Origin of the sequence: Vibrio sp. Vb1018, assembly GCF_033338775.1 — a bacterium.
In the GTDB taxonomy this organism is placed as follows: domain Bacteria; phylum Pseudomonadota; class Gammaproteobacteria; order Enterobacterales; family Vibrionaceae; genus Vibrio; species Vibrio alginolyticus.
In genome coordinates this window covers 22,430-30,766 of record NZ_JAWOTI010000034.1, presented here as the reverse complement: position 1 = coordinate 30,766, position 8,337 = coordinate 22,430, and the positions used below count along the sequence as shown (strand labels likewise).

At 44.3% G+C, this 8,337-nt stretch carries 8 protein-coding genes and 1 tRNA gene; 2 read left to right on the top strand and 7 right to left on the bottom strand.

Translation table 11 applies throughout. The features are described 5' to 3' along the window. Position 1: 1 nt before the first annotated feature. The 6 genes from R7Z10_RS22730 to rlmE form a co-directional block, all read right to left on the bottom strand. Positions 2-85 (bottom strand) — tRNA-Leu (locus tag R7Z10_RS22730). Positions 86-101: 16 nt separating this feature from the next. Then, positions 102-440 carry a preprotein translocase subunit SecG gene (gene secG, locus R7Z10_RS22725; protein WP_005380080.1) on the bottom strand — a complete coding sequence of 113 codons (339 nt, stop codon included), beginning with the start codon at positions 438-440 and terminating at the stop codon, positions 102-104. Between the two features lie 220 nt (positions 441-660). After that, entirely contained in the window at positions 661-2,001 is a 1,341-nt protein-coding gene (glmM, locus tag R7Z10_RS22720; protein ID WP_005388992.1) for a phosphoglucosamine mutase, read from the bottom strand. Between the two features lie 19 nt (positions 2,002-2,020). Then, on the bottom strand, positions 2,021-2,851 hold the full coding sequence (gene folP, locus R7Z10_RS22715) for a dihydropteroate synthase (protein ID WP_017820419.1): 831 nt from the start codon (positions 2,849-2,851) through the stop codon (positions 2,021-2,023). A gap of 52 nt (positions 2,852-2,903) precedes the next feature. Then, the gene (gene ftsH, locus R7Z10_RS22710; protein WP_017635895.1) at positions 2,904-4,877 is read right to left on the bottom strand and encodes an ATP-dependent zinc metalloprotease FtsH; all 1,974 of its coding nucleotides are present in this window, start codon (positions 4,875-4,877) and stop codon (positions 2,904-2,906) included. Between the two features lie 108 nt (positions 4,878-4,985). Beyond that, entirely contained in the window at positions 4,986-5,615 is a 630-nt protein-coding gene (gene rlmE / locus R7Z10_RS22705; RefSeq protein ID WP_005388985.1) for a 23S rRNA (uridine(2552)-2'-O)-methyltransferase RlmE, read from the bottom strand. A 138-nt stretch (positions 5,616-5,753) separates the two neighbouring features. Here rlmE and yhbY point away from each other — a divergent pair, with 138 nt between their 5' ends. Beyond that, a complete protein-coding gene (gene yhbY, locus R7Z10_RS22700; protein ID WP_005380066.1) occupies positions 5,754-6,050 on the top strand; it encodes a ribosome assembly RNA-binding protein YhbY in 297 nt (98 codons plus the stop codon). A gap of 84 nt (positions 6,051-6,134) precedes the next feature. Here the strand turns inward: yhbY and greA are convergent, their stop codons facing one another. Next, positions 6,135-6,608 (bottom strand): transcription elongation factor GreA, encoded by a 474-nt coding sequence (gene greA / locus R7Z10_RS22695; RefSeq protein WP_005380065.1) that lies wholly within the window; start codon positions 6,606-6,608, stop codon positions 6,135-6,137. Positions 6,609-7,153: 545 nt separating this feature from the next. Between greA and R7Z10_RS22690 the strand changes: the two genes are divergently transcribed. Continuing rightward, on the top strand, positions 7,154-8,176 hold the full coding sequence (locus tag R7Z10_RS22690) for a porin (RefSeq protein WP_005386521.1): 1,023 nt from the start codon (positions 7,154-7,156) through the stop codon (positions 8,174-8,176). Positions 8,177-8,337 lie beyond the last annotated feature (161 nt).

Sequence of the window (8,337 nt, the reverse complement as noted above, 5' to 3'; positions counted from 1 at the left end):
ATGGTGCCGAGAGAGGGACTCGAACCCTCACACCTAAGGCACTAGCACCTCATGCTAGCGTGTCTACCAATTTCACCATCTCGGCATCAAAACCTTACAGCTTATTGAGGAATTTCATCACCCGCAGGGGCAGGAACTTCACTCGCTGCATCCTTAACTTGTTCAACAACTGGTTGACCTAACGTTGGGTCTACCCATTGTGATTCAGTCTGGTGCGTAGACATACGACCAAGTAACAAGCTAACGATAAAGAATACGGTTGCTAAAATAGCAGTTGTTCGGGTTAAGAAATTACCTGAGCCGCCAGCACCAAACACTGTGTTTGAAGCACCAGCACCGAACGAGGCTCCCATATCTGCGCCTTTACCTTGTTGAATCAACACAAGGCCAATCACACCAAGCGCTGCCAACAGGTAAATCACAAGTAGAACTGAAAACATTTTTTCCACCTATGTTCCAAATTGTTGAGCCAGCGCCGTTCAAAAGAATAAATCATAATGAACAAGGCTAGCGACCTCCTAACGGGAGGCGGAGCAATACTAGCGAAAGCCAGTAACGCTGACAAGGGAAAATTAGTAAAAAATCAATGCCAATGCGTTAAGCGCTCAAAAAAAGGGCAAAAGATGCCCTTTTCATTCAAGACATGCTTTAACGCAATGATTAACAACTTGCTTTAACAGCCTCAGCGATTTTCAATGCTGAGTGTTGAACTAGTTCACCATCTTCGCCTTCCACCATAACGCGGATCAAAGGCTCAGTGCCAGACTTACGCAGCAGTACACGCCCTTTATCACCAAGTGTCGCCTCTACTTCAGCGACAGCGTTTAATACAGCTGTAGCTTCAAGAGGGTTACTTTCTCCTGAGAAACGGACATTTTCTAAAACCTGAGGATATAATGTCATTCCTTGCGATAGTTCATATAAAGACATATCGCTGCCAATTACAGAAGCAAGTACTTGAAGTGCAGCAACAATCGCATCGCCGGTTGTGACTTTATCTAATAAGATCACATGGCCTGAGTTTTCAGCACCAATTTTCCAACCTTTTTCTAGCAGTTGCTCCATGACATAACGGTCACCAACAGCAGCACGTACAAACGGAATGCCTAGCTGCTTTAAACCATTTTCCATACCCAAGTTAGTCATTAGTGTACCAACAACACCACCCTTTAGCTCACCACGACGAAGTGCATCACGAGCGATGATATAAGCAATTTGGTCACCATCAACTTTGTTACCTAGGTGGTCGACCATAATGATGCGGTCACCATCACCATCAAATGCGAGACCAAGGTGCGCTTGCTCTTCAACAACACGCTGTTGAAGAGCTCGTACGTCTGTTGCGCCCACTTTTTCATTAATGTTGATGCCGTTAGGCTCTACGCCCATAGCGATAACTTCTGCCCCAAGTTCTTTGAAAACATTTGGAGCGATGTGGTACGTTGCACCGTGCGCACAGTCTACTACGATCTTAAAGTTCGCAAGGCTCAACTCAGATGGGAAAGTACTCTTACAGAATTCGATGTAACGACCAGCTGCATCATTTAGGCGGGTTGCTTTACCAAGCTCAGCAGACTCCACACATTCAATTTCTTTATCTAACTCAGCTTCGATCGCCAATTCGATATCGTCAGGTAGCTTAGTACCCTCAGAAGAAAAGAATTTAATGCCGTTGTCGTAATATGGGTTATGTGATGCAGAAATCACAATACCAGCCTCGGCACGGAAAGTCTGAGTTAAATATGCCACAGCTGGAGTTGGCATGGGACCAGTAAATGTTGCTTTAAGTCCCGCAGCTGCAAGGCCAGCCTCTAGTGCAGATTCAAGCATATAACCTGAAATACGTGTATCTTTACCTATGATAACTTTCTTTGTGCCTTGTTTCGCTAGTACACGACCAGCAGCCCAGCCAAGCTTAAGTACGAAGTCTGGAGTGATTGGGTATTGTCCTACTTTACCGCGCACACCGTCAGTACCAAAGTAACGTCTTTCATTCGACATAAACTTTCCTTTATTATTTTTAAATATTGTTTTTCGTCATCTCAACAACTTTCATCGCTTCGATTGTCTCTTCAAAGTCATGCACGCGAATGATCTGCGCGCCTTTCATCGCGGCAATCGTAGCACAAACGACACTTGCGTTCGTACACTCTGCCGCTGGCTTGTCTAACAGTTTGAAGATCATGGATTTACGAGACATGCCAGCCAAAATAGGCAGGCCGAATTCATGAAACTTTTCAAGATGAGCAAGCATATGATAATTGTGTTCGATTGTTTTGCCAAAGCCAAACCCAGGATCGAGAATCAGTTGAGATTTATCAATCCCTGCTGCTTCACACGCCGCGATACGTTCTTCTAGAAAAGCCGACACGTCCCCCATTAAATCATCATAATGAGGGTCAACTTGCATGGTCCTAGGCTGACCTTTCATATGCATCAGACAAATTGGAAGGTTTGCTTCTGCTGCGACTTCCAGAGCACCTGGCTCTTGCAGCGAGCGGATGTCATTGATCAAATCAGCCCCAGCATCAATTGCTTGACGCATCACTTCTGCTTTACTGGTGTCAACGGAAATCCATACATCATATTTTTCACGAATGGCTTTGATTACTGGGACAACACGCCTAAGCTCTTCTTCCAAAGACACATCCGGTGCACCAGGTCTTGTCGATTCACCACCAACATCAACAATACTTACACCAGCCTTTATCATTTTATCAACTTGAGCAAGAGCAAGTTCAATTGAGTTGTATTTACCGCCATCCGAAAAGGAATCCGGTGTCACATTTAGAATGGCCATGACATGTGGACGCGAAAGGTCCAAAGATTTGTTATTTGCTGTAATCATCATCATAAACACAAAAACCCCGAGATAACTCGGGGTTTAATATTATCGATACTCTTTATTCAGAGTCTTTCTTTTCAGGCGCTTCGTTAGAAGTTGTTTCAGAAGAGCTAGGCTGTTCTGCATCTTTCGCAGTCTCCGTTGCTTCTTCTTTAACTTCTTGCTTTGCTTGAGGCTTGTCGCTGTCTTCTGGTTTGCTTGCTGAGTTATCACTCCAGCCCGCAGGCTCACGAATTTCAGCTTTGCGCTCCATTAAGTCATCAATCTGGCGAGCATCAATGGTTTCATACTTCATCAGCGCATCTTTCATCGCATGCATGATATCCATGTTCTCTTGAAGAATCTTCTTCGCACGATCGTAGTTGCGGTCAATGATCTGACGAACTTCGTCATCAATCAACTTCGCTGTATCGTCAGACACATGTTTAGTCTGAGTTACACTACGCCCTAAGAACACTTCGCCTTCATCTTCTGCATACAGCAGAGGGCCAAGCTTTTCAGAGAAACCCCATTGAGTAACCATCTTACGAGCAATATCTGTTGCGCGCTCGATATCATTAGAAGCACCGGTTGATACTTTGTCAGCACCGTAGATAAGTTCTTCTGCTAAACGACCACCGTACAAGCTAGAAATCATTGATTCTAGGTGTTGGCGAGACATACTCACGCGGTCCTGCTCTGGAAGGTACATTGTTACACCCAACGCACGACCACGTGGAATGATAGACACTTTGTACACTGGATCGTGTTCAGGAACCAAGCGACCAACAATCGCGTGACCCGCTTCGTGGTATGCGGTTGACTCTTTCACTTCCTCAGACATCACCATTGAACGGCGCTCAGCACCCATCATGATTTTGTCTTTCGCCAGTTCAAACTCAACCATAGAAACGTTGCGCTTGTTACCGCGCGCAGCAAACAGGGCTGCTTCGTTAACTAAGTTTGCTAGGTCAGCACCAGAGAAGCCTGGAGTACCACGTGCGATGAGAGAAGGCTCTACATCACCCGCTAGAGGGACCTTACGCATGTGAACTTTTAGGATCTGTTCACGGCCACGTACATCTGGAAGACCAACTACCACTTGGCGGTCAAAACGACCAGGACGCAGTAACGCAGGGTCCAGCACATCCGGACGGTTAGTCGCAGCGATAACGATAATACCTTCGTTACCTTCGAAACCATCCATCTCAACGAGCATTTGGTTTAGTGTTTGTTCACGTTCATCATGACCACCACCAACACCTGCGCCACGTTGACGACCTACCGCATCGATCTCATCGATAAAGATGATACAAGGTGCGGCTTTCTTTGCTTGTTCAAACATGTCACGCACACGAGATGCACCAACACCAACGAACATTTCTACGAAATCAGAACCAGAGATAGTGAAGAATGGTACTTTCGCCTCACCGGCAATGGCTTTCGCTAGAAGCGTTTTACCCGTACCAGGAGGACCAACCATTAGAACACCCGTTGGAATCTTACCGCCCAGCTTTTGGAAGCGGCTTGGATCGCGTAGGTAGTCCACCAGCTCTTTCACGTCTTCTTTTGCTTCGTCACAACCTGCAACGTCAGCAAAAGTTGTCTTGATTTGTTCTTCGCTCATCATTCGAGCTTTGCTCTTACCAAAAGACATGGCGCCTTTACCCCCGCCGCCTTGCATTTGACGCATGAAGAAAATCCATACACCAATTAGTAAGATCATTGGGAACCAAGAGATGAAGATAGTACCCAGCAAGCTTTGCTCTTCTGGAGGCGTGCCTTGTACTTTCACGTTTTGGTTAATTAGGTCATCTAGAAGCTTTTGGTCATACACTGGCATGTAAGTGACCATTTTGGCACCGCCGCCACGACGAACAAAGCTAATTTCACCGTCTTTAAAAGTTGCTTCTTGAATCTGGCCTTGGCCAACTTCCTGTACAAACGTGGTGTAATCCACGGTTCTGCCATTGCTTTCTCCAGGGCCAAAGCTCTGGAATACCGACATCAATACGACGGCGATAACAAGCCACAGAATTAAATTTTTTGCCATGTCACTCAAGGTGTAAGCCTCTCGATAACTAATTGTAATTAAAGGTAGGGTACTACAGTTCATTAACTGTAGCTATAGTGTTAACACGCTCTCAAGAGAGCAAAATGGTTAACCTTTGTAACCAGTGGCTACGACGAAGACCTCTCGAGAGCGAGCTCGCGATGAGTCTGGTTTTCTAATTTTTACGGCTTTAAACATGTCTCGGACTTCTTTCACATACTGATCGAAGCCTTCCCCTTGGAAAACCTTTACGACAAAGCTACCATTAGGCGCTAGAACTTGTCGACACATATCTAAAGCTAATTCAACTAAATACATAGCGCGAGGTTGATCAACAGAATTGTTTCCCGCGATGTTAGGCGCCATATCAGACATTACTACGTCTACCATGGAAGGTTGGATCCTTTCTAGCAAAGCTTCCAATACTGCATCATCACGAAAGTCGCCTTGTAAAAAGCTAACGCCAGCAATCGGGTCCATAGGAAGCAAGTCACACGCAATGATCTGACCACTGTCCCCTACTATCTTAGCAGCATATTGAGACCATCCGCCCGGCGCAGCCCCCAAGTCGACGACTGTCATTCCAGGCTTTAACAATTTATCTTTCGTTTGAATCTCATCGATCTTGAAATAAGCACGTGAGCGGTAGCCTTTTTTTCGGGCTTCATTCGCGTATTTATCATCAAAGTGTTCTTTCAACCAACGACCAGAACTAGCCGAATGTTTTTGTTTACTCATTTTAATCCCAACAAGGCACAAATTGGAGCTATTGTTTTAATAGGCGCTACCTATTACTCAATAAATTATAGTCTTCAGCAATAGATGGCGTTAAAATAGCTTTTTTCAACCCTTATTTTAAAGAAAATTGGCCGCGTAATGAACCTAAGCACCAAACAAAAGCAGCACCTTAAAGGCCTAGCTCACAGTTTAAAACCTGTTGTGCTAATGGGCGCAAATGGACTTACAGAAGCCGTGCTAGCAGAAATTGAAATCGCTCTTAACCATCACGAACTTATCAAAGTAAAAGTTGCTTCGGAAGATCGTGAAACAAAACAGCTAATCATCGACGCTATCGTACGTGAGACGGGCGCTGAAAAAGTTCAGACTATTGGTAAAGTGCTTGTGCTATACCGCCAGTCTGAAGAGCGTAAAATCGAAATCCCTCGTAAGTAACTCTACTTACGTTGCTGAAGAAAAAAGGTCGCCTGAGGCGACCTTTTTGCGTTTTATCAGGGCAGTAATGCTACTCCAAACGACTTAGATATATTCTACTCGGTCAATTTCGAAGTCTTTCGCGCCACCCGGAGTTTGAATAGCAACTTCATCACCTTCCATCTTACCAATCAGGCCACGAGCAATAGGTGAGCTCACTGAAATGCGACCTGCTTTGATATCGGCTTCATCATCACCAACGATTTGGTACGTTTTTTCTTCTTCGGTGTCGATATCAATCAAGGTTACGGTTGAACCAAAAATAACTTTACCCGTGTTCTCCATCTTCGTTACATCAATAACTTGAGCAACTGACAGTTTGTATTCAATGTCACGGATTTGTGCTTCACAAATGCCCTGCTCTTCACGAGCGGCGTGATATTCAGCATTCTCTTTTAAATCACCTAGCTCACGAGCTTCAGCAATTGCCTCTGAGATCTGAGGACGTAGTTTAAGTAGACGATCGAGTTCTGCACGTAGCTTTTGCTCGCCACGTAGTGTCATTGGAACTTTTTCCATTTTATAACCTCAAGCCCAAATGGGTCTTTGGACAAAAAAAGCCCACCCTGTCATAGGACTGGGTAGTGCGCTTAAAGATGTATTTCGTTTAGTGTAAACAAACTCCCGGACGAAATCATCTTAATTCGAAAAGCAGCAAGACTATGCCTTTTCGGCATAATGATATAACTCACTTTTAGAGCGGTTCTAGGGCGAATCACCTTCTCAATTTATTGAAAAACAACACTGTTCATTACACCAAAAACCTCAAAAAAGATAAAAACTAATCAATGTCAGGTCAATGTCATTGCCAATAATTTCAATAAAAAACAGTAATTTAAATAAAAACAACGCACAATTGAACAGTGTTCATCAGTGAGATTTATATCATTTTACTAACTCATACGGAAACTTTAGCAGTAAAACATGTCCAGCGAGTTGTTAGATCAATGGCTTACAAGTGCGAACTATATCGCTCAATTAGCCAATTTTGGACCAACAACTTGTGAGAGATCACCTCTCCCCCATACAACAATGATTATGGACAGCTAACTAGGACAAATAAGATGAAAAAGACTCTAATTGCTCTTTCTGTATCTGCAGCAGCTATGGCAACTGGCGTAAACGCAGCTGAACTTTACAACCAAGACGGTACTTCTCTAGAAATGGGCGGCCGTGCTGAAGCACGTCTATCTATGAAAGATGGCGACGCTCAAGACAAATCTCGCATCCGTCTAAACTTCCTTGGTAAACAAGAAATCAATGACAACCTATACGGTGTTGGTTTCTGGGAAGGTGAATTTGAGACTGCTCAAAACGGTACTGTAGACGGCGACGACAAGAGCGATCTAGAAACTCGTCTTGCTTACGCTGGTCTTGGCGGTGCTTACGGTGAGTTCGCATACGGTAAAACTGAAGGTGCACTAGGCGTTATCACTGACTTCACAGATATCATGGCTTACCACGGTAACTCTGCAGCAGACAAACTAGCTGTATCAGACCGTACAGACAACATGATGGCTTACAAAGGCCAGTTTGAAAACCTAAGCGTAAAAGCAAGCTACCGCTTCGCTGATCGTATGGAAAACGAAAACACTGGTGAGTACTACGACAACAAACAAGACGGTTACTCTCTATCTGCAATCTACGCTCTAGCTGACACTGGTCTTGAGCTAGGTGCTGGTTACGCAGATCAAGACAAAGCTAACGAGTACATGCTAGCTGCATCTTACACAATGTCTGATCTTTACTTCGCTGGTGTATTCACTGACGGCGAGAAAATGGAAGATTCAAACAACAGTAACACAGTTGATTACACTGGTTACGAGCTAGCGGGTGCTTACACTCTAGGCCAAACAGTATTTACAACATCATACAACAATGCAGAAACTAACAACGAAACTTCTGCAAACAACTTTGCTGTTGATGCTTCTTACTACTTCAAGCCTAACTTCCGTGGTTACATTTCTTACAACTTCAACCTGATTGATGCAGGTGACAAGTTTGGTTCAACTGACACTAGCAAAACAGTTGCAACTAAGATCGATGCTGAAGACGAGCTAGCTCTAGGTCTACGTTACGACTTCTAATTCCGGTCTTTGACTAGAATATCGAATGCCCGCTTTAAGCGGGCATTTTTTATACTTCATTTTAAGCAGCGCGCCTTTCTCTCGTGTCTCATTCATGAAGACATTTGAAGCATTTCTTTAGTTACCTAGCATATTGAAAGGACTTGCGTATACTCAATCAC